Origin of the sequence: Bradyrhizobium nanningense, assembly GCF_004114535.1 — a bacterium.
GTDB classification, from domain to species: domain Bacteria; phylum Pseudomonadota; class Alphaproteobacteria; order Rhizobiales; family Xanthobacteraceae; genus Bradyrhizobium; species Bradyrhizobium nanningense.
This window is the reverse complement of the sequence record NZ_LBJC01000002.1, coordinates 232,769-251,262: the sequence shown is the minus strand read 5'-3', so window position 1 is coordinate 251,262 and position 18,494 is coordinate 232,769. Positions and strand designations below refer to the sequence as shown.

17 protein-coding genes and 1 pseudogene are annotated in these 18,494 nt (G+C 64.4%); 15 read left to right on the top strand and 3 right to left on the bottom strand.

Annotated elements, in window-relative coordinates; all coding sequences use genetic code 11:
* The first annotated feature begins 49 nt into the window (after window positions 1-49).
* The 6 genes and pseudogenes from XH84_RS01185 to XH84_RS01160 all read left to right on the top strand — a co-directional run bounded on the left by XH84_RS01185 (window position 50) and on the right by XH84_RS01160 (window position 7,503).
* Complete coding sequence (locus tag XH84_RS01185) at window positions 50-2,317, top strand: acyl-CoA dehydrogenase (RefSeq protein ID WP_164935882.1); 2,268 nt, start codon at window positions 50-52, stop codon at window positions 2,315-2,317.
* Window positions 2,317-3,600, top strand: coding sequence for an acetyl-CoA C-acetyltransferase (locus tag XH84_RS01180; RefSeq protein ID WP_128916578.1), 1,284 nt, complete (start codon window positions 2,317-2,319; stop codon window positions 3,598-3,600). The genes XH84_RS01185 and XH84_RS01180 overlap by 1 nt, the downstream gene beginning before the upstream one ends.
* 2 nt (window positions 3,601-3,602) lie before the next feature.
* On the top strand, window positions 3,603-5,699 hold the full coding sequence (locus XH84_RS01175; protein WP_164935883.1) for a 3-hydroxyacyl-CoA dehydrogenase NAD-binding domain-containing protein: 2,097 nt from the start codon (window positions 3,603-3,605) through the stop codon (window positions 5,697-5,699).
* 57 nt (window positions 5,700-5,756) lie between these two features.
* Window positions 5,757-6,380: pseudogene (locus XH84_RS01170) on the top strand (fatty acid desaturase CarF family protein); the annotation flags it as partial.
* 209 nt (window positions 6,381-6,589) lie between these two features.
* Entirely contained in the window at window positions 6,590-7,021 is a 432-nt protein-coding gene (locus tag XH84_RS01165; RefSeq protein ID WP_128916581.1) for an acyl-CoA thioesterase, read from the top strand.
* A gap of 290 nt (window positions 7,022-7,311) precedes the next feature.
* Window positions 7,312-7,503 (top strand): hypothetical protein, encoded by a 192-nt coding sequence (locus XH84_RS01160; RefSeq protein WP_128916582.1) that lies wholly within the window; start codon window positions 7,312-7,314, stop codon window positions 7,501-7,503.
* Between the two features lie 118 nt (window positions 7,504-7,621).
* On the opposite strand, the gene XH84_RS01155 is transcribed toward XH84_RS01160, so the two are convergent.
* Window positions 7,622-8,071, bottom strand: a complete 450-nt coding sequence (locus XH84_RS01155) for a nuclear transport factor 2 family protein (protein ID WP_128916583.1) — start codon at window positions 8,069-8,071, stop codon at window positions 7,622-7,624.
* A 154-nt stretch (window positions 8,072-8,225) separates the two neighbouring features.
* On the opposite strand from XH84_RS01155, the gene XH84_RS01150 reads away from it, so the two are divergent.
* Window positions 8,226-8,900: an HAD family hydrolase gene (locus tag XH84_RS01150; protein WP_128916584.1), complete on the top strand. Its 675-nt coding sequence runs from the start codon at window positions 8,226-8,228 to the stop codon at window positions 8,898-8,900.
* Between the two features lie 92 nt (window positions 8,901-8,992).
* Window positions 8,993-9,838, top strand: coding sequence for a DeoR/GlpR family DNA-binding transcription regulator (locus XH84_RS01145; RefSeq protein WP_128916585.1), 846 nt, complete (start codon window positions 8,993-8,995; stop codon window positions 9,836-9,838).
* Between the two features lie 3 nt (window positions 9,839-9,841).
* Here the strand turns inward: XH84_RS01145 and XH84_RS01140 are convergent, their stop codons facing one another.
* A complete protein-coding gene (locus XH84_RS01140; RefSeq protein WP_128916586.1) occupies window positions 9,842-10,267 on the bottom strand; it encodes a type II toxin-antitoxin system VapC family toxin in 426 nt (141 codons plus the stop codon).
* Window positions 10,264-10,548, bottom strand: coding sequence for a type II toxin-antitoxin system Phd/YefM family antitoxin (locus XH84_RS01135; RefSeq protein WP_128916587.1), 285 nt, complete (start codon window positions 10,546-10,548; stop codon window positions 10,264-10,266). The genes XH84_RS01140 and XH84_RS01135 overlap by 4 nt, the downstream gene beginning before the upstream one ends.
* A 229-nt stretch (window positions 10,549-10,777) precedes the next feature.
* Here XH84_RS01135 and glpD point away from each other — a divergent pair, with 229 nt between their 5' ends.
* From glpD to XH84_RS01100, 7 genes are all read left to right on the top strand, one after another.
* Window positions 10,778-12,328, top strand: a complete 1,551-nt coding sequence (glpD, locus tag XH84_RS01130) for a glycerol-3-phosphate dehydrogenase (RefSeq protein WP_128916588.1) — start codon at window positions 10,778-10,780, stop codon at window positions 12,326-12,328.
* A complete protein-coding gene (locus tag XH84_RS01125) occupies window positions 12,325-13,401 on the top strand; it encodes an ABC transporter ATP-binding protein (protein WP_128916589.1) in 1,077 nt (358 codons plus the stop codon). The genes glpD and XH84_RS01125 overlap by 4 nt, the downstream gene beginning before the upstream one ends.
* Window positions 13,402-13,412: 11 nt before the next feature.
* Window positions 13,413-14,498, top strand: coding sequence for an ABC transporter ATP-binding protein (locus XH84_RS01120; protein WP_128916590.1), 1,086 nt, complete (start codon window positions 13,413-13,415; stop codon window positions 14,496-14,498).
* Window positions 14,498-15,472, top strand: a complete 975-nt coding sequence (locus tag XH84_RS01115; protein ID WP_128916591.1) for a carbohydrate ABC transporter permease — start codon at window positions 14,498-14,500, stop codon at window positions 15,470-15,472. The genes XH84_RS01120 and XH84_RS01115 overlap by 1 nt, the downstream gene beginning before the upstream one ends.
* A complete protein-coding gene (locus XH84_RS01110; RefSeq protein WP_128916592.1) occupies window positions 15,472-16,278 on the top strand; it encodes a carbohydrate ABC transporter permease in 807 nt (268 codons plus the stop codon). The genes XH84_RS01115 and XH84_RS01110 overlap by 1 nt, the downstream gene beginning before the upstream one ends.
* Window positions 16,279-16,288: 10 nt before the next feature.
* Entirely contained in the window at window positions 16,289-16,618 is a 330-nt protein-coding gene (locus XH84_RS01105) for a DUF2160 domain-containing protein (protein WP_128916593.1), read from the top strand.
* 131 nt (window positions 16,619-16,749) lie between these two features.
* Window positions 16,750-18,492 (top strand): ABC transporter substrate-binding protein, encoded by a 1,743-nt coding sequence (locus XH84_RS01100; RefSeq protein ID WP_164935934.1) that lies wholly within the window; start codon window positions 16,750-16,752, stop codon window positions 18,490-18,492.
* Window positions 18,493-18,494 lie beyond the last annotated feature (2 nt).

The following is an 18,494-nucleotide window of genomic DNA, read 5'->3' as shown; positions in this document are numbered from 1 at the left end:
CCAGTTTCCGCTAAAATGCCGATAACCGCGCCGATGCATGAGGTCAGCCATGAGCTTCCGCCGCGACACCCTGACAAAGCCGATCTTCTCCTGGGCGCGCGGTGTGCTGCCCGCGATGTCCGACACCGAGCGCGAAGCGCTGGAGGCGGGCGACGTCTGGTGGGACGCGGATCTCTTCACCGGCAATCCTGACTGGTCGAAACTGCTGAAAATTGCGCCAGCCAGATTGACCGAGGAGGAGCGGGCCTTCCTCAACGGTCCCGTCGACGAGCTCTGCGCCATGCTCGACGAGTGGAAGATCTTCTGGGAATGGCGCGACCTGCCGCAGGACGTCTGGCACTTCGTCAAGCGCGAGAGATTCTTCGGCATGATCATCCCGAAGGAGTTCGGCGGCCTTGGCTTCTCGCCCTACGCCCATTCGGAAGTGGTGCGCAAGATATCGACCCGCTCGATCGCCGCCGCCGTCACCGTGATGGTGCCGAACTCGCTGGGGCCTGGCGAGCTCCTGATGCGTTTCGGCACAAAAGAGCAGCAGGCGCACTGGCTGCCGCGTCTCGCCGACGGCCGCGATATTCCCTGCTTCGGCCTCACCAGCCCTGAAGCCGGCTCCGATGCCGCCTCGATGGTCGACAGCGGCATCATCTGCAAGGGAGAGTTCGATGGCCGCGAGGTCATCGGGCTCAAGCTCAACTGGCACAAGCGCTACATCACGCTAGGCCCGGTCGCGACGCTGCTGGGCCTCGCCTTCAAGGCCTATGATCCCGATCATCTCGCCGGCCAGCAGGAAGAGCTCGGCATCACCGTCGCGCTGATCCCGACCGATCTGCCCGGCGTCGAGATCGGCCAGCGCCATCTGCCATCGATGCAGGTGTTCCAGAACGGGCCGAACCGGGGCCGCGACGTCTTCATCCCGCTGGATTATGTCATCGGTGGCAAGAAGCGGCTCGGGCAGGGCTGGAAGATGCTGATGACGGCGCTTGCCGCCGGTCGTGGCATCTCGCTGCCATCGCTCTCGGCCGCGGGTGCCGCCTATGCCGCGCGGACCACCGGCGCCTACGCGCGCATCCGCGAGCAGTTCGGGATCTCGATCTCCAAGTTTGAAGGCGTCGAGGAGCCGCTCGCGCGCATCGTCGCCACCGCCTATCAACTCGACGCGGCGCGGCGGCTGACCTGTGCGGCGCTCAACGCCGGCGTTCATCCCGCCGTCATTTCCGGCATTATGAAGCTGCAGGCGACCGAACGGATGCGGATCGCGATCGACGATGCCATGGACATCCATGGCGGCAAGGCCGTGATCGATGGTCCGCAAAACTATCTTGGCAATCTGCACCGCGCCGTGCCGGTCGGGATTACGGTGGAGGGTGCCAACATCCTGACGCGCAATCTCATCGTGTTCGGGCAGGGCGCGATCCGCGCGCATCCCTATCTGCTCGACGAGATGAACGCGCTCGCCGACGCCGATCGCGAGCGTGGCCTCACCGCGTTCGACAAAGCCTTCTGGAAGCATGTCGGCCACAGCTTCCGGACGCTGTTTCGCGCCATCGGCCGGAGCTGGACTTTTGGCGCCTTCGCGCTTGCGCCTGATGCGGGCGACGCCACGCCGTTCTATCGCCAGCTCTCGCGCTATGCGGCGGCGTTTGCGCTCTGCGCCGACATGGCGCTGCTGACGCTCGGCGGCGCGCTCAAGCGCAAGGAGATGCTGTCGGCGCGCTTCGGCGACATCCTGTCCGAGCTGTATCTGCTCTCCGCGGCGCTGAAGCGCTGGCACGACGAGGGCCGGCAGAAGGAGGACTTTGCCGCGCTGGAATGGTGCATGGCCAGCGGCTTCAGGACGATCGAGAACCGGCTCGCCGAAATTCTCGCCAACCTGCCCAATCGCTTCGTCGCAATGTTTCTCAAGCTGGTGGTCCAGCCGTTCGGTGCCCGCGTGCTCGGCCCGTCCGACCGCGTCGTGCATCAATGCGCGGGCATCGTGCTGGAGCCCTCGGCGGCGCGTGAGCGTCTGACGCCGGATCTGGCCCATGTCGAGGACGATGGCGGCTTTGCCCGGTTGGAGCGCGCCTTTATGCTGGCCACCGGCAGCGATGCGATCGCCAAGCGCATGCGCGCCGCGCAGCTGCGCGACTGGAATGATGCGGTCGCCAAGGGCGTGATCACGCAGGCCGAAGGCGAGCAGCTTGCCGCGGCCCATCAGGCCGTCAAAGACGTGATCGAGGTCGACGATTTTGCCCCGGAGGCGCTGTCGCCGATTTACAAGAAAACCGTCAATGTGCATCAGTTCTTCCAGGAACTCGGTGAACAGAGGGCGACGGGCTGATGGCACGACCGGTATTCATCGTCGACGGCAGCCGGACGCCGTTTCTGAAGGCACGCTCGGGGCCAGGACCGTTCACGCCGGTCGATCTCGCCGTGCAATGCGGCCGGCCGCTGTTGGCGCGCCAGCCGTTTGCGCCCGATAGCTTCGACCAGGTCATTCTCGGCTGCGTCAACGTGATTGCGGACGAGATGAATCCGGCCCGCGTTGCCGCGCTCCGGCTCGGCATGGGCGAGGACATGGTCGCCTTCACCGTGCAGATCAATTGCGGCTCCGGCATGCAGTCGATCGACACCGCCTATCGCTACATTCGCGAAGGCCATGCCGACATGATCCTCGCCGGCGGCACCGAGGCGTTGAGCCACGCGCCGCTGGTCTGGTCGAATTCGGGTGTGCGCTGGTTCGCCGGCCTCGCCACCGGCAAGGGCGTGGCCGCGAAGCTCGCCGCGGCCTTCAGGCTCCGCCCCCGCTATCTCAAGCCGATCATCGGCCTGGAACGCGGGCTGACCGATCCCGTCACCGACCTGAACATGGGGCAGACCGCCGAGGTCGTCGGTCATCTCTTCGGCATTACGCGGGCGCAGTCCGATGCCTATGCCGCCGAGAGCCATCGCCGGCTCGCGCATGCGCAAGGCGCGGGCTATCTGAAAGGCGAAGTCGAGACCGCGTTCTCGCGCGACGGCAAGTTCTTCGACCACGATGACGGCGTGCGCCCGGACTCGACGGCCGAGACGCTGGCAAAGCTGAAGCCGGTGTTCGAGCGCCCCTGGGGCCAGGTCACCGCCGGCAATTCCTCGCAGATCACCGACGGCGCCTCCTGGGTGATCCTGGCTTCCGACGCCGCGGTCGCAAAACACAAGCTCACGCCGAAGGCCGCGATCGTCGACAGCAACTGGGCGGCGCTCGATCCCAGCATCATGGGCCTCGGTCCGGTGATGTCAGCGACGTCGCTGCTCCAGCGCAATGGCCTTACTATCAAGGACGTCGAGACCTGGGAGCTGAACGAGGCGTTCGCCACGCAAGTGCTCGGCTGCTTGGCTGCCTGGAACGACGATAAATTCTGCCGCGAAATTTTGGGACTCGAGGGCGCCGCCGGCGAGATCGACCGTGACAAGCTCAACGTCGATGGCGGTGCGATCTCGCTCGGTCATCCCGTCGGCACCTCCGGCAACCGCATCGTGCTGCATCTCGTCAACGCGATGAAGCGGCTCGGTACGCGCCGTGGTGTGGCCACCGAATGCATCGGTGGCGGGCTTGGCGGGGCCATGCTGATCGAGGCGGTGTGACCATGGATTCCAAGATCATGACCGCGCTTGGCGACCGCGTCCTTGAACTCGGGCCCAAGCCCGCGACGGACAGTCCGTACAAGCACTTCAAGCTGACGCGCGATGCCGATGGCGTTGCCTGGCTGCTGTTCGACCGCACTGACGCAAGCGCCAACACGCTGTCCTCCGACGTGATGGAGGAGTTCGACGCCGTGCTCGCGGCGATCGAGACCGAGCGTCCGGCCGGCCTCGTGATCCGCTCCGCAAAGCCGTCGGGCTTCATCGCGGGTGCCGACGTCAACGAATTCCGTGGCGCGTCCGATCCGGACATGGTCGAGACCCGTATCCGCGCCGCGCACGCCGTGATCGACCATCTGGAAGCGTTGAAGCTGCCGACGGTCGCGGTGATCCACGGCTTCTGCCTCGGCGGTGGGCTCGAGGTTGCGCTGGCCTGCCAATCGCGCATCGCGATCGACGGCGCGCGCTTCGGCTTCCCGGAGGTGATGCTCGGTCTGCATCCCGGCCTCGGCGGTACCGCGCGGTTCACCGCGCTGGTCAACCCGACCCAGTCGATGGCCTTGATGCTGACCGGCCGCACCATCGATGCGCGCCGCGCCAAGTCGATCGGCCTCGTCGATACCGTGACGCAGGAGCGGCACGTTCGGGACGCGGTGAAGGATGCGCTGTTCGGCCGCCTGAAGCGGGCGCGCCCGGGTTTCCTGACGCGCGCAGCCAATTTCGGCCCCGTGCGCGGGCTCCTGGCAAAACGCATGCGCTCGGAGGCGGCCAAGGCTGCGTCCCGCGAGCATTATCCCGCGCCTTATGCGCTGATTGACCTCTGGGAAACCCATGGCGCCAGCAAGGCCGCGATGCTGAACGCCGAGCAGGCTTCCTTCGCCAGGCTGATGGTGACGCCGACCGCCCAGAATCTGATCCGCGTGTTCTTCCTGCGCGAGCAGATGAAGAAGGCGGCAGGCTCCGGCAACGCGATCAAGCACGTCCATGTCATCGGCGCCGGCGCCATGGGCGGCGATATCGCAGCCTGGTGTGCGGGGCAGGGGCTGCGTGTCTCGCTCGCCGACATGAAGGCCGAGCCGATCGCGGGCGCGGTGAAGCGCGCCGCCGAGCTCTATGGCAAGATCATCCGCAAGCCGACCGAGGTGCGCGACGCACTCGACCGTCTCGTCCCCGACATGGACGGGGAGGGCGTCCGCAATGCCGATCTCATCATCGAGGCGGTGCCGGAAAAGCTCGAGCTCAAGCAGAAAGTCTATGCCGGGCTCGAGCCGCGGATGAAGCCGGGGGCGATCCTGGCGACCAACACGTCCAGCATCCCGCTTCAGGATCTGCGAACGACGCTGGCGCGGCCGGAGCGGCTGGTCGGCCTGCATTTCTTCAATCCGGTATCGCGGCTGCAATTGGTCGAAGTCGTCAGTCACGACGGCAACGACCAACAGGTGCTGAAGCAAGCGCTCGCCTTCGTCGGTGCGATTGACCGCCTGCCGTTGCCTGTGAAGAGCTCGCCCGGCTTCCTCGTCAACCGCGCGCTGACGCCCTACATGCTGGAAGCCATGGTGATGTTGGATGAGAAGATCGACCAGCGCCTTATCGACGCTGCGGCCAAGCAGTTCGGCATGCCGATGGGGCCGATCGAGCTCGCCGATCAGGTCGGGCTCGACATCTGCCTCGACGTCGGCGACATGCTGCGCACCAAGTTCGGCGATCTCCTGCCGCCGACGCCGGCCTGGTTGCGCGACAAGGTCGCCAAGGGCGAGCTCGGCCGCAAGACCGGCAAGGGCTTTTACACCTGGAAGGACGGCAAGGCGGAGAAGATGCCGCTGCCGGAGACCGGCCCGCGCGTCACCGACCAGTTGATCGACCGCCTGGTGCTGCCGATGTCCAATGTCTGCGTTGCGGCGCTTCGCGAAGGCATCGTCGACGATCCTGATACGGTCGATGGCGCCATGATCTTCGGCACGGGTTATGCGCCGTTCCGCGGCGGTCCGCTGAACTATGCGCGTACGCGCGGCGTGGAGAATGTCGTGTCCACCTTGCGCGGGCTCGCCGAGAGGTTCGGCGGACGTTTCGCGCCGGATGCGGGCTGGGACAGTTTGCAATAGGGAGCCGTCGGCGAAAGATGCTATCATGGGTGGTGGAGCCCGCAGGGAGTATCGCCGATGTCGACAATCCCGTTCTTCAAGCATGCGACCCTGCGCGAGATCATCATCACGCGACTGTGCTGCGGGGCCAATGTCGTCGTGATCCTGTGCTGCGCAGGTTATCTCGTCGGGCGTTATTCCGCGGGTGGATTGCGCTGGCCGTGGCTGATCGTGCCGCTTCTGGCCGGGTATTTCCTCGCTGACCTCTTTTCGGGGTTGGTGCATTGGGTGGTCGACACCTGGCTCGACGAGGAGATGCTCGGCCGCGGCATCGCGATCACGCGAGAGCATCACACCCATCCTAGCCACGTCCTGCTCTACGACTTCCTCGACCAGGCGTCGCTCGGTGCGGCACCGAGCGCCGTCATGGTCGGAATTGCGGCGGCCGTTACGGCGTTGTTTCCGCTTTCCGCGCTCACTTATGCGCTGATGATCGTCTGGTTCGTGATCGCGACCTGCATGCTGTTTGGCATGAGCTTTCACAATCTGGCGCACCGGCCGGTCCGCCCGCCGCTCCTGCGCATGGCGCAGCGGCTGCATCTGGTCTGCTCACCCGAGCATCATTGGCGTCATCACCGTGACCACACCATCCGCTATTGCGTCATCAATGGATGGGCCAATTATCCATGCGACCGTCTCCGGCTTTGGAGCAGGCTGGAACGGCTGGTAACGGCAACGACCGGACGCGCGCCGCGGGCCGACGATGCGGAGTGGCAACGCAAACTGAACGATACCGGCATCTTGGTCGGGGCGCCGCGGCCGATTGGATAGCGCAAGCTTGTCGCGTGTCGATGTTGCGCGAGGCGTCGCGGCTCTGTATCGAGAGGCGAGAGCCGCGGGAGATTTGCCATATGACCGACACGCACGTCCACGCCCCTATCAGCTCCGGCACTGGGCCGAGCGGCGATCTCTGCATCCGTACGTTGGCGATGCCCGCCGACACCAATGCGAATGGCGATATCTTCGGCGGCTGGCTGCTGAGCCAGATGGATGTCGGCGGCGGCGTGTTTGCCTCGAAGGCCGCGAAGTCGCGGACCGTGACGGTCGCGATCGAGGCGATGAATTTTCGCAAAGCGGTCTATGTCGGCGATCTCGTGTCGGTCTATGCCAATCTCGTGCGCGTGGGCCGCACCTCGCTCACCGTGCATCTGGAAGCGTGGGCGCTGCGTCGCGGCGAGGAGCATCCGTTTCTCGTCACCGACGGCAATTTCACCTACGTCTCGATCGACGAACACGGTCGCCCGCAAGCGGTTCGATCGACCGATCCTGTCATCGCGACGTAACGACGCGCCTGATTATATGTGTAACCGTCATTGCCTGCGAAGGCAGGCAATCCAGTATTCCAGTAGCGGTCGTGTAACATCTTGCCGCTGCCGCGTATTGGATCGTCCGCTTCGCGGATGATGACAGATGACGCGTTCCCGCGTCGCGGCTTCGCCAAGAACCAGTCATAAAACGGATGAGGTCTCGGCGTACTCAGTTGCGTGTCGATTCGGGGTGGAAACGGCCTCAAATGCCTGGAACCTTTGGGCAGGAGCACCGTTATTTGCCCGCACTGAGGAATCCACGGACCATGCCGGACAGCTACATCATCGAAGTCGATTCGCAGACCGCGGGTATCGTCGTTCGTTCTTCCGGAGGCTATTGCTTCTTTGCCTCGTCCCCTCGCTTCAACCGTCTCGAAGGCCAGCTCTTCCGCAACGCCCGCGAAGCCGAGCGCGCCGCGCGCAAGCTCGCGAATGGCGATGTGAAGGAGGCGGCGTAAGCGCCTGCCGGTCGATCCGGAGCGCGCGAAGCGCGAATCCGGAATCTATCATGCTGCAGAAATTGCCGACCAATGTCATTCCGGGCGCGCCTTTCGGCGCATCCCGGAATGACATTGGTCACAACTTCGTCGCGGCGCGCGACAGCAGCTTCCACTCGTCGCCTTGCTTCTGCCAGTTCATCAGGATGTGAAGATTAGTCGGCACTTTTTTCCCATCGGCCGCCATCTCCTGTTCGGCGATCCAGTGGAAGCGTACGATTGCTGCGGGGCCGACGACCTTGATGGTCGGGTCCTTGTACTCGATCGAGAGGAATTTCGATTTGCCGTCGGTGGCGTTGGCGACGAAGGTCGCCTTGTCCTCGACCTTGCCGCTGGAATGGCTGTAGCTGAGATCGTCCCAGCATAGCGCGCCGAGCGCCTTCGGGTCAGCCGCGATCTGGGCGAGGCGGAAGGCTTCGACCTTTTTCGCCACCGCCTCTTCGTCCGCCGAGGCGGCGAACGCCGGTGCCGTGAGCGCAAGCGCGGAGACGGCGAGAGTCGAAAGAGCCAGGTCGCGTCGGTTGATCATCGTTTCCTCCTTTTTGATCTTGCGAGGAGTGTTGCAGCCGCGCGCGACTTTGTCGAGTGGTGCATTGTCGTCATGTGGATGCGTCATTGCGCGTGCGAGGCCGTATTGATACGTCTTCCGCATCGATGCGTCGCGGATTTGGGAAAGTAGGGAAATGATCGAGGCAATCGGCAGGGCATTGTTGTTCGACATCGACGGCACGCTCGCCAACACCGACCCGCTGCATCTCAAGGCCTTCAACCAGGTGCTCGGGCCCCGGGGCCACGTATTCGATCACGCCCGCTTCTCCAGGGAGCTGCAAGGCTTCGCCAACGTATCGATTGGCGAGCGCTTTCTGCCCGACGAAACGCCGGAGCGGCGCGCCGCGATCCTCGCCGAGAAGGAAGCGATCTTCCGTACGCTCGTGGCCGGGCAGATCGAACCGTTGGCCGGGTTGCTGGCATTGCTCGACCGCGCCGACGCGGCCGGCGTTCCCATGGTCGCCGTGACCAATGCGCCGCGTCTCAACGCCGAACTGCTGCTCTCGGGCCTCGGCATCACCGAGCGGTTCAAGGCGATCGTGATCGGCGACGAACTGCCGCACGGCAAGCCGCATCCGCTGCCCTATCAGGAGGGGCTGCGTTTCGTCGGAGGCAGTGCTGCGGCCTCGGTTGCGTTCGAGGATTCCCGCTCCGGCGTGCAATCGGCGGCCGCCGCCGGCATTCCGACGATCGGAATCCGGACGAGCCTCAGCCATGACGATCTTGTCGGTGCCGGCGCCGTTGCCTCTGCAAGCGCCTTCGACGATCCGGACCTGCTCGTGCGCCTTGCCGCCGCGATGGCATGGTGAGGCCGCCTTATCCGTTAACCGTGATCGAGGCGTGCATTGACCGCAGCTGCGAACCGCCGCACCATGCAGCTTCCTGATTTGAGGCCCTTGCCGTGACCGGACTGACCCATCGCCAAGCCGAAATCCTCAACATCGCGCGCGCCTCGGGCCGCGTCATGGTCGAGGAGCTCGCGCGCCGCTTCGAGGTCTCGGCGCAGACCATCCGGAAAGATCTCAACGATCTCTGCGAGCGGAGATCGCTGACCCGCATTCACGGCGGCGCCATCATCGCCTCCGGCGTCGAGAACCTCGCCTATGAGGCGCGTCGCTTCGTCGCCGCCGACGAGAAGAAGGCGATTGGAGCCGCCGCCGCCTCGCTGATCCCGAACGGCTGCTCGCTCTTCATCAACATCGGCACCACGACGGAGGAGGTCGCGAGCGCGTTGACCTCGCACGAGGATCTCCTCGTCATCACCAACAATCTCAACGTCGCGATGCTGCTCTACCGCCATCCCCGTATCGAGGTCGTGGTCGCCGGCGGTACGGTACGGCGCGCCGACGGCGCGGTCGTCGGCTCCACTGCGACGCAGCTGATCGGCCAGTTCAAGGTCGACTATGCCATCATCGGCGCATCCGCGATCGACGAAGAGGGCGCGCTGCTCGACTTCGACTATCGCGAGGTGCAGGTCGCTCAGGCCATCATCGCCAATGCCCGCAGCGTCATGCTTGTTGCCGATTCCACCAAGCTCCGTCGCAGCGCGCCGGTGCGCATCGCCCATATCACGCAGATCCAGACCTTCGTCACCGACCAGGAGCTTCCCGAGCGTCTCGCCACCATCTGCCACAGCAAGGGCATCGAGGTGATGGCGGCGATGCCGAAGGGGGCGGACATCGACGATGCGCCGGCCGACGCCCAGGATGCGGCACCGGAAGCCGCGCCGGTGGTGCGGCTGAGGTAGAGCTTATACGTCGTCCCATGGATTGAGCAGCGGGACGCCGAACGCCGCAAAATCCTTCACGTTGCGCGTGACGAGGGTGAGGTTGTTGACGAGCGCGGTCGCCGCAAAGAAGCCATCCATCACAGACAATGCGACGCCACTTCTGCGGCTCTGCGCCATCAGGTCGCCCCAGCGCTCGGCCACCGCCTGGTCGATCGGCAGGACGCGTTCGGCGAACCGTGTCGGGAGATCATGGGCAAGCCAAGCAGCCAGCGCCGTGCGCCGACGGCCATCTTCCAGCAATGCGATGCCGCGGCGAAGCTCCGCGATCGAGGCAACGCTGATGAATGCACGATCTTCGTCGATCGTATCAAGCCACGCCAAAACTCGCGGGGAGGGCGTCGGCCGCCGGACCTCCGACAGCACGTTGGTATCGAGCAGCAGGTTCACGGTAGTTCGTCGCGTGGCGCGTCGTGCACTCGTTCAAGCTCGAGCTCAGCGCCGCGCAGCGGCGAGGCCAGCAGGAATTCGGCCAGCGTGCCCTTGCGTGCGGTCTTGCGCGCCCATTCCTCGGCGGAAACAACGACCGCATTGGGTTTGCCGTGTCGGGTGATGACCTGCGGGCCGGCTTGAGCGCGATCAATCACCTCGGACAGCCGCGCCTTGGCGTTCGCCAACGTCCAGGTGTCCTCCGTGGGAAGAGTATCGGAAGCAGTATTGTGATCGGTCATGAGCGAAGAACCAAAATGACTAATATGACTATATTGCCGCCGGGTTGGCTATTCAAGTGACGGGTGTCTCCGGGACTGCCGTCCAGCTGCTCGTTTTCGCGCCCCCTTTGCCCCCGAAAAAGTTCCGCTTTCGCTTCCTTTCGCCTCTCTTTCATCTTGCTTTCGTTTTTCGGTGTGATCTAATCAAAAGCGAAAGTAGTCGTCCGAAGGAACGGGCGGCGTTCGGGGGATGCGTCTGTTGGAGCGTATTTTCGACCTCGCCATTATTGGAGGCGGTGTGAACGGCTGCGGCATCGCGCGTGACGCGGTGGGCCGCGGCAATACCGTTTTCCTGTGCGAAATGAACGATCTGGCGAGCGGGACATCGTCTTGGTCGACCAAGCTGGTGCATGGCGGCCTGCGCTATCTCGAATATTACGAGTTTCGCCTGGTCCGCGAGGCGCTGATCGAGCGCGAGATCCTCTGGGGAATCGCCCCCCACATCATCCGCCCCTTGCGTTTCGTTCTGCCGCATCATGCCGGCTTGCGCCCGGCCTGGCTGCTGCGTCTCGGCCTTTTCCTCTATGACCACATCGGCGGCCGGCACCTGCTGCCGGCGACCCGCTCGGTTGATCTTAGGCGTGACGAGGTCGGCAAGCCGCTGATCCCGAATCGCTACAGCCGCGCCTTCGAATATTCGGATTGCTTCGTCGACGACGCCCGCCTCGTCGTGCTCAACGCGCGCGATGCCGCCGACAAGGGCGCCGAGATTCGCACCCGCACCCGCGCCACCGAGATCCGCCAGGCCAATGGCCTCTGGACCGTCGGCATGGTCAACACGCTGACCGGCGAGCGCTCGCAGATCCAGGCGAAGGCGCTGGTCAATGCCGGCGGCCCCTGGGTCGAGGACGTGCTCGGCCGCGGCGCCGGCGTCAACGCGAAGGCCAAGGTGCGGCTGGTGCAAGGCTCGCACATCGTGGTCAGAAAGCTCTACGACCACGATCGCGCGTACATGTTCCAGAATGCCGACGGCCGCATCATTTTCGTGATCCCGTACCAGGACGATTTCACGCTGATCGGCACCACGGACCGCGACTATGACGGCGATCCCGCCAAGGTGAAGGCGACGCCCGAGGAAATCCAGTATCTCTGCACGGCGGCGAGCGAATATCTGGCCAAGCCGGTGACGCCGGACGAGGTGGTCTGGACCTATTCCGGCGTGCGCCCGCTCTATGACGACGGCGCCAGCGAAGCCAAGGCCGCCACCCGCGATTACGTGTTCGAGCTCGACACGCCCGGCGGGGCGCCGCTGCTGTCGATCTATGGCGGCAAGATCACGACCTATCGCCGCCTTGCCGAAGAGGCGCTGGAGCGGCTCGCGCCCTACTTGCGGAGCGCGAAGGCGCGCGAGGGCTGGACCGGCAAATGGCCGCTGCCCGGCGGCGACATGAACGTGTCCGACATCGACGGGCTGATTGCCGAGCTCCAGCGTGGCTATCCTTTCCTCAGCCACGAGCATGCGCGGCGCCTCGCGCGCGCCTATGGGACGAGGGCGATCAAGCTGCTCGGCGATGCCAAGGCGGCCGCCGATCTCGGCCAGTCCTTTGGCGCGACGCTCACCGAGCGCGAGGTCCGCTACCTCATCGCCAATGAATGGGCCGTCACCGCCGAAGACGTGGTCTGGCGCCGCTCCAAGCTCGGCCTGCGACTAACTGCCGACGAGATCGCCGTGCTTGACGACTGGATCAGGACCCGCGCTGTGTCGCAAAGTCCCCTGCTGGAAGCGGGAGGACGCTCATGACTGTGACACTTGATCATGTGACCCGGACCGTCGATGGGATCCCGCACATCCGCGACGTCTCGCTGACGCTCGAGAGCGGCACGCTGAACGTGCTGCTCGGGCCGACGCTGTCGGGCAAGACCTCGATCATGCGGCTGCTCGCCGGTCTCGACAAGCCGACCAGTGGCAAGGTCGTGGTGAACGGCAAGGACGTCACCGGCGCCGACGTGCGCCAGCGTTCGGTCGCGATGGTCTACCAGCAGTTCATCAACTACCCCTCGCTCACCGTTTACGAGAACATCGCTTCGCCCCTGCGTGTGCAGGGCAAGCCGCGCGACGAGATCGAGGCGCGGGTGGCGGAGGCCGCAAAGCTGCTGCGGCTCGAGCCGTTCCTGAAGCGCACGCCGCTGCAGCTCTCCGGGGGCCAGCAGCAGCGCACCGCGATCGCGCGGGCGCTGGTCAAGGGCGCCGATCTCGTGCTGCTCGACGAGCCGCTCGCCAATCTCGACTACAAGCTCCGCGAGGAGCTGCGCGCCGAGCTGCCGCGCATCTTCGAGGCCTCGGGCGCGATCTTCGTCTATGCCACCACCGAGCCGACCGAAGCGCTGCTGCTCGGCGGCAACACGGTCTGCATGTGGGAAGGCCAGGCGCTTCAGATGGGCGAGACCACCAACGTCTATCGCCGCCCGCAGACGCTTCGCGTCGCCCAGGTGTTCTCGGATCCGCCGCTCAATCTCGTCGGCATCGAGAAGAAGAACGGCTCGGTGCAATATGCCGGCGGCACCGCTTCGCCGGCCTCCGGTCTCTATTCAGGCCTTGCCGACGGGGCCTATCGCGTCGGCTTCCGCGCGCATCAGCTCGCGCTCGCCAATGGCGAGGCCGACCGCCATGCGTTCCACGCCATTGTCACGGTGACCGAGATCACCGGTTCGGAGAGTTTCGTGCATCTGACCCGCGACGGATCGAACTGGGTGGCGGTGCTGCATGGCGTACACGAGTTCGAGCCGGGCCAGACGCTCGATGCCGTGCTCGATCCCAACGACGTCTTCGTGTTCGACGCGGCTGACCGCCTCGTCGCAGCACCGAACTCCTGAGGAGATGCGCCATGGCCCGCATTGACCTCGTCGATCTCGCGCACTCCTACGGCGGCAATGACGCGCCGCAGGAGAGCTTTGCGCTGAAGCCGGTGACCATGACCTGGCGGCAGGGCGGCGCCTATGCGCTGCTTGGGCCATCCGGCTGCGGCAAGACCACGCTGCTCAACGTCATCTCCGGCATCATCACGCCGTCGCGCGGGAAAATCCTGTTCGACGAGGTGGACATCACACCCCTGTCAACCCAGAAGCGCAACATCGCCCAGGTGTTCCAGTTTCCGGTGATCTACGACACCATGACGGTGGGGCAGAATCTGGCGTTTCCTCTGAAGAACCGCGGCGTGCCGAAGGCCGAGATCGACAAGCGCGTCGCCGAGATCGGCCGTCTGCTCGATCTCGAGCCCTATCTGAATCGCAAAGCGACGCGGCTGACCGCCGACGCCAAGCAGAAGATTTCGCTCGGCCGTGGCCTCGTCCGTTCCGACGTCGCCGCGGTGCTGTTCGACGAGCCGCTGACGGTGATCGACCCCGAGCTGAAATGGCAGCTGCGCTCCAAGCTGAAGGCGTTGCATCGCGAGCTCGACCTCACGATGATCTACGTCACCCACGACCAGACCGAGGCGCTGACCTTCGCCGACACCGTCGTCGTCATGCACGACGGCCGTGTGGTGCAGAGTGGCACCCCGGCCGAGCTGTTCGACAAGCCGGCGCACACCTTCGTCGGCTATTTCATCGGTTCGCCCGGCATGAATATCCTGCCGGCCGAGGTGAGGGGGCGCGAGGCCAGGGTCGGCGGCCACGTCATCGCGCTCAACCGCGCTTACGACAATCTGTCTGCCGCCGCGAAGATCGAGATCGGCGTGCGGCCGGAATTCGTCGAGGTCGTCGCGCCCGCGCCCGGTCTGCTCACGGCGAAGATCGAGCGTCTCGACGATCTCGGCCGCATCCGTTTCGCACGCGCGCGCTTCGGCGACGCCAAGCTCGCGGCCCGCGCGCCGGCCGGCTTCACGAGTGCGGACGGCATGGCCGGACTGAAGTTCGATCCGTCGCACGTCCACGTCTATGCCGACAGCCTTCTGGTGGAGGGAGCCGCCTGATGGACAAGACCGTCAACCAAAAAGCCTGGTTCCTGGTGCTGCCGGTGTTCCTGGTGGTCGCCTTCTCGGCCGTGCTGCCGCTGATGACGGTGGTGAACTATTCGATGCAGGACACCTTCGGCAACAACCAGTTCTTCTGGAACGGCGTCGGCTGGTTCAAGGAATTGCTCGATCCCTCGACCGATCTCGGCGGCCGTTTCCTCGCCTCGCTCGGCCGCAACCTGTTCTTCTCGCTGGTGATCCTCGCCATCGAGGTGCCGCTCGGCATCGTCGTCGCTTTGTCGATGCCGCGCCAGGGCTGGACGGTGGCGGCCTGCCTCGTCATCCTCGCGCTGCCGCTATTGATTCCGTGGAACGTGGTCGGCACGATCTGGCAGATCTTCGGGCGTCCCGACATCGGGCTGCTCGGCTATGTCCTCAACGCCGCGGGCTTCGATTACAATTACGTCTCCAACGACATCGACGCCTGGGTCACCGTCATCGTGATGGACGTCTGGCACTGGACCAGCCTCGTCGCGCTGCTCTGCTACGCCGGCCTGAAGTCGATCCCCGAAGCCTATTACCAGGCCGCGCAGATCGACGGCGCCTCGCGCTGGGCCGTGTTCAAGGCGATTCAGCTGCCGAAGATGAACCGCGTGCTGCTGATTGCGGTGCTGCTGCGCTTCATGGACAGCTTCATGATCTACACCGAGCCGTTCGTCGTCACCGGCGGCGGACCCGGCAATTCCACGACCTTCGTGTCGATCGAGCTCGTCAAGATCGCGCTCGGCCAGTTCGACCTCGGCAAGGCCGCGGCGCTCTCGCTGGTCTACAACCTGATCATCCTGATCGTCTGCTGGATCTTCTACACCGTCATGACCAACGCGGGCGTCGAACGGAAGGTTCAGGCGGAAAGTGAGCCGGCGGCGGAGCCGAAGCCTGCGACCGCGATTAAGCCCGTGCCCGCGCTCAAGCCAAAGGAAGGAGTGGCCTGATGCATTCGATCCCCGGCCGCCGCCTCATCATGGGGCTGTTCCTGATCTTCCTGCTGCTGCCGATCTACTGGCTCGTCAACATGAGCTTCAAGACCAACAGCGAGATCGTCTCGACGATGACGCTGTGGCCGCACACGCCGACGCTGCAGCACTACAAGCGCATCTTCACCGACGAGAGCTGGTATTCCGGTTACATCCACTCGCTGGAATACGTCGTGCTCAACACCATCATCTCGATCTCGGTGGCGCTGCCGGCGGCTTATGCATTCTCGCGCTACCGCTTCCTCGGCGACAAGCACCTGTTCTTCTGGCTGTTGTCGAATCGCATGGCGCCGGCCGCGGTCTATGCGCTTCCGTTCTTCAATCTCTATTCGGCGATCGGCCTGTTCGATACGCCGTGGGCGGTGGCGCTCGCGCATTGCATCTTCAACGTGCCGCTGGCGGTGTGGATCCTCGAAGGTTTTGTTTCCGGCGTGCCGCGCGAGATCGATGAAACGGCATTCCTGGACGGCTATTCCTTCCCGCGCTTCTTCATCAAGATCCTGGTGCCGTTGATCGCGAGCGGCATCGGCGTCGCCGCCTTCTTCTGCTTCATGTTCTCCTGGGTCGAGCTCTTGCTCGCGCGCACCTTGACCTCGGTGTCGGCCAAGCCGATCGCGGCGATCATGACGCGCACGGTGTCGGCATCGGGCATGGACTGGGGTCTCCTGGCAGCAGCCGGCGTGCTCACCATCATCCCCGGCGCGCTCGTGATCTGGTTCGTCCGCAACTACATCGCGAGCGGTTTTGCGCTCGGTCGCGTGTAAGGAGGCATCAATGGAATCCATCGCATGGATGGCCTGGACACTGCCGACGGCGATCTTCTTCGCTGCGCTTGCCTGCACGCTTGCCGTGATGACGTGGCTCGCGGCGGTCTATCCCGAAGCCGAGCGCGTCGGCGTGTTGCGCATCCCGACCACGCGCGGCGATCGCCTGTTCATTTCGCTGATATCAGCGGCCGTCATCCACCTTCTCTGGATCGGCTTCTTCGGCACCGATGCGATCGCAACGCTGCCGATCGGCGAGGACGGCGTTGAAATCTCGCGCCTGTGGCTCGCAAGTGGAATTTCGCTGGTGACGGCCGTGCTCATTTTCCGCACGGTCTGAAGCCCGCGAAGGGACGGCCAGATCCGGGGGGCAACCCGGGCCTGTATAAAAGTTTGTCGCTGCAACGGAGGAACAACATGCGACAGTTTAGGAGAAGGAAAGGTCCATTGACCAAGAGCAGTTTTCTGACCATGTCCAGCGCCGCCGCTATCATCGCGGTGTCGTTCGCCGTCTCGGCGCCAGTCCGCGCCGCCGACGACGCCGTGATCCAGAAATGGATTGCGGAATTCCAGCCCTCGACGCTGTCGAAGGAAGACCAGAAGAAGGAGCTGGAGTGGTTCGCCAAGGCGGCCGAGCCCTTCAAGGGCATGGAGATCAACGTCGTCTCCGAGACCATCACCACCCACGAATATGAATCGCAGACGCTGGCCAAGGCGTTCTCCGAGCTCACCGGCATCAAGCTCAAGCACGACATCATCCAGGAAGGTGACGTCGTCGAGAAGCTGCAGACCCAGATGCAGTCCGGCAAGAATGTCTATGACGGCTGGATCAACGACTCCGACCTGATCGGCACCCACTTCCGCTACGGCCAGACCATCGTTCTGTCCGACTACATGACCGGCGAGGGCAAGGACGTCACCGACCCCATGCTCGACGTCAACGACTTTATCGGCAAGTCGTTCACGACCGCGCCGGACGGCAAGCTCTACCAGCTGCCCGACCAGCAGTTCGCGAACCTCTACTGGTTCCGCTACGACTGGTTCACCAACCCCGACTACAAGGCCAAGTTCAAGGCCAAGTATGGCTACGATCTCGGCGTGCCCGTGAACTGGTCGGCGTATGAAGACATCGCCGAGTTCTTCACCAACGACATCAAGGAGATCAACGGCGTCAAGGTCTATGGCCATATGGACTATGGCAAGAAGGACCCCTCGCTCGGATGGCGCTTCACCGACGCCTGGCTCTCGATGGCCGGCAACGGCGACAAGGGCATTCCGAACGGCCTGCCGGTCGACGAGTGGGGCATCCGCATGGAAGGCTGCCGCCCGGTCGGCTCCTCGGTGGAACGTGGTGGTGACACCAACGGTCCGGCCGCGGTCTATTCGATCACCAAATACCTCGAGTGGCTGAAGAAGTATGCGCCGCCGCAGGCGCAGGGCATGACGTTCTCCGAGGCAGGCCCGGTGCCCGCTCAGGGCAACATTGCCCAGCAGATGTTCTGGTACACCGCCTTCACCGCCGACATGGTGAAGCCGGGCATCGCCGTGATGAACGCGGACGGTACGCCGAAATGGCGTATGGCTCCGTCGCCGCACGGCGCCTACTGGAAGGAAGGCATGAAGCTCGGCTATCAGGACGCCGGCTCCGTGACCCTGCTGAAGTCGACCCCGCCGGATCGGCGCAAGGCGGCCTGGCTCTATCTCCAGTTCATCATCTCCAAGTCGGTGAGCTTGAAGAAGAGCCATGTCGGTCTCACCTTCATCCGTGAATCCGACATCTGGGACAAGTCCTTCACCGAGCGTGCGCCGAAGCTCGGCGGCTTGATCGAGTTCTACCGCTCGCCCGCGCGCGTGCAGTGGACCCCGACCGGCAACAACGTGCCCGACTATCCGAAGCTCGCCCAGCTGTGGTGGCAGAACATCGGCGATGCGTCGTCCGGTGCGAAGACGCCGCAACAGGCGATGGATGCCCTCGCGGCCGCTCAGGATTCCGTCATGGAGCGCCTGGAGAAGTCCGGCGTGCAGGGCGCCTGCGGCCCGAAGCTGCACAAGAAGGAGAAGCCGGAGTACTGGTTCGCGAAGGCCGAGAAGGACGGCACCATCGCGCCCCAGCGCAAGCTCGCCAACGAGAAGCCGAAGGGCGAGACGGTCGATTACGACACCCTGATCAAGTCGTGGCCGGCCACTCCCCCGAAGCGCGCGGAAGCCAAGTAAGC

Coding starts and splice junctions, on each gene's coding strand:
- XH84_RS01185 (WP_164935882.1), top strand. CDS start 50: ATGAGCTTCCGCCGCGACACCCTGACAAAGCCGATCTTCTCCTGGGCG.
- XH84_RS01180 (WP_128916578.1), top strand. CDS start 2,317: ATGGCACGACCGGTATTCATCGTCGACGGCAGCCGGACGCCGTTTCTG.
- XH84_RS01175 (WP_164935883.1), top strand. CDS start 3,603: ATGGATTCCAAGATCATGACCGCGCTTGGCGACCGCGTCCTTGAACTC.
- XH84_RS01165 (WP_128916581.1), top strand. CDS start 6,590: ATGACCGACACGCACGTCCACGCCCCTATCAGCTCCGGCACTGGGCCG.
- XH84_RS01160 (WP_128916582.1), top strand. CDS start 7,312: ATGCCGGACAGCTACATCATCGAAGTCGATTCGCAGACCGCGGGTATC.
- XH84_RS01155 (WP_128916583.1), bottom strand. CDS start 8,071: ATGATCAACCGACGCGACCTGGCTCTTTCGACTCTCGCCGTCTCCGCG.
- XH84_RS01150 (WP_128916584.1), top strand. CDS start 8,226: ATGATCGAGGCAATCGGCAGGGCATTGTTGTTCGACATCGACGGCACG.
- XH84_RS01135 (WP_128916587.1), bottom strand. CDS start 10,548: ATGACCGATCACAATACTGCTTCCGATACTCTTCCCACGGAGGACACC.
- glpD (WP_128916588.1), top strand. CDS start 10,778: ATGCGTCTGTTGGAGCGTATTTTCGACCTCGCCATTATTGGAGGCGGT.
- XH84_RS01125 (WP_128916589.1), top strand. CDS start 12,325: ATGACTGTGACACTTGATCATGTGACCCGGACCGTCGATGGGATCCCG.
- XH84_RS01120 (WP_128916590.1), top strand. CDS start 13,413: ATGGCCCGCATTGACCTCGTCGATCTCGCGCACTCCTACGGCGGCAAT.
- XH84_RS01115 (WP_128916591.1), top strand. CDS start 14,498: ATGGACAAGACCGTCAACCAAAAAGCCTGGTTCCTGGTGCTGCCGGTG.
- XH84_RS01110 (WP_128916592.1), top strand. CDS start 15,472: ATGCATTCGATCCCCGGCCGCCGCCTCATCATGGGGCTGTTCCTGATC.
- XH84_RS01105 (WP_128916593.1), top strand. CDS start 16,289: ATGGAATCCATCGCATGGATGGCCTGGACACTGCCGACGGCGATCTTC.
- XH84_RS01100 (WP_164935934.1), top strand. CDS start 16,750: ATGTCCAGCGCCGCCGCTATCATCGCGGTGTCGTTCGCCGTCTCGGCG.